Source organism: Frankia sp. CcWB2 (assembly GCF_977927585.1).
Genome location: NZ_CDWRCM010000083.1, coordinates 6,088 through 8,095, shown reverse-complemented (window position 1 = coordinate 8,095; position 2,008 = coordinate 6,088). Strand labels below are relative to the sequence as shown.

2 protein-coding genes are annotated in these 2,008 nt (G+C 72.0%); one reads left to right on the top strand and one right to left on the bottom strand.

The annotated features are described in order from the left end of the window. Positions 1 to 36: 36 nt before the first annotated feature. Positions 37 to 1,239 (bottom strand): zinc metalloprotease, encoded by a 1,203-nt coding sequence (locus tag ACY45C_RS10870; RefSeq protein ID WP_462187495.1) that lies wholly within the window; start codon positions 1,237 to 1,239, stop codon positions 37 to 39. An 85-nt stretch (positions 1,240 to 1,324) separates the two neighbouring features. On the opposite strand from ACY45C_RS10870, the gene ACY45C_RS10865 reads away from it, so the two are divergent. Then, positions 1,325 to 2,008: RecB family exonuclease (locus ACY45C_RS10865; RefSeq protein WP_462187494.1), on the top strand; the 684-nt coding region annotated here is incomplete at its 3' end.

The window sequence follows — 2,008 nt, the reverse complement described above, 5'->3', positions numbered from 1 at the left end:
CCTCCCCCGGGGACACCGGCTCGTCGGGCGGGGCGCTCACCGGGACGCCACCATGCGGGCGGCGGCGGCCGGATCGATATGGGCGACGAGATCCACCATCGCGAGCACGCCGACCGGGCGGCCCGCCTGCTCCACGAGGTACTCCGACGCCGGCACCCGCTGCACAGCCGCCAGCAGGGCCTCGCCTTCCAGATCGGCGTCGAGGACCATGCCGGGCGAGATCACCCGACTCACTTCATCCACGGTCATCCAGGGTCTCCGATGCTCCGGCAGCGCGTCGACCGCGGAGCCATTCATGATCTTCAGGGAACTGCCATCACGGTCGATCACCGCGACGGCGGTGGCGCCGACCTCCTGGGCTCGCCGCAGCGCCTCCGCCAGCGGGACGGCACCCTCGACGGGCAGCGTCCGGCGCGCAAGGCGGCCGGCGCACAGGCCGGGCAGCCGCTCCCGCACCTGCGCGGCGCGCAGCGACTGGTAGGCCGCGAACGCGAGGAAGCCCGCCAGGGCATAGGTGTACACCATGCCGATGCCGTCGGAGGTCGACGCACCCCAGACGACCAGGCCGGCGGCGACGACGAACCCGCCGTAGGCACCGGCCCGCAGCCCCCGCAGCTTGTCGCGCGTCAGGCCCCACACCGCGGCGACGACCACCCGTCCACCGTCCAGCGGGAGGCCGGGTGCCAGGTTGAAGAGGAACAACGCGATGTTGATGAGTCTGAGATCGTGCAGGACCGCGCCGGCATCGCTGGTGTCGTCGAGGCCGAGCAGGCCGAGGTGACAGCCGGCGGCCAGCACCCCGTTGACCGCCGGGCCGACGAAGGCGATCAGGAACTCGCGGCCGGCACTGCGGGGCTCCGGCTCGAACTCGGTGAACCCGGCGAAGCCGTGCAGGGTTACGGACCGCACGGTGTGACCGAACGCCAGCGCCGTCAGAGCGTGACCGATCTCGTGGGCGAGCAGGGAGGCCAGGAAGCCGATAGAGATCAACGAGGAGAGCGCGAGGATCCGCCCGTCGGACGCCAGCGGCAGCCGGTCGCGGATCGAGCCGGAGAGCAGGTAGGCGACGAGGACGGCAAAGACGATGGCGAACGGCGAGATGACGATGGGAACGCCGCGGATCCGCCCGACCAGCACGCCGGGGGGGCGCTCACTTGGAGCCTGCCCCGCCGGGCTCGCGCCGCCGTGGGCGCTCGAGCCTGCGCCGCCCGAACCCGCGCCGCCGTGCTGATCCGCCATGGATCCGATGCTACGGACCATACTCCGACCCGTCGTCCGGGACCGAGTGGCAAAGATGTTGGTGGGGGGATCTAGGGTCCAGGACATGACCTCGACGCAGCGCTCTCCTGCCATCCCGGGACCGGTGGCGTCGGCCGCACCCCGGCCGTTGATTGGTTCACTGTCACCGTCGCGGGCGGCGGACTTCGTCAACTGTCCGTTGCGCTACCGGTTCCGGGTCGTCGACCGGCTCCCCGAGCCGCCGAGCGAGGCCGCGACCCGCGGGACTGTGGTGCACGCGGTCCTGGAGAAGCTGTTCGATCTCCCGGCGTCCCGGCGTACCCTGCAGGCCGCACGGGAGCTGGTCGAGCCGGCCTGGGATACGGTGCGCGCCCGCGAGCCGGCGGTCGATACGCTGTTCGGTGGCCGCGACGAACTGGCGGCGTGGTTGGAGTCGGCCCGCGAACTGCTCGCCGGGTACTTCGCGCTGGAGGATCCGTCACGACTGGCGCCGGTGGCCCGCGAGCTGTACGTCGAGCACGTGCTCGACTCCGGCCTGCGGCTGCGGGGCTACCTGGACCGGCTCGACGAGGCGACCACGGCGCAGGGACCCGCCCTGCGGGTGGTCGACTACAAGACCGGCCGCTCGCCCGGTCCGGCGTTCGAGAGCTCGGCGATGTTCCAGATGAAGTTCTACGCCCTGCTGCTCTGGCGGATCCGTGGAGTGCTCCCGCGCGAGCTGCGGCTGTACTACCTCGGCGACCGCACCTGGCTGCGGGCCACCCCCGAC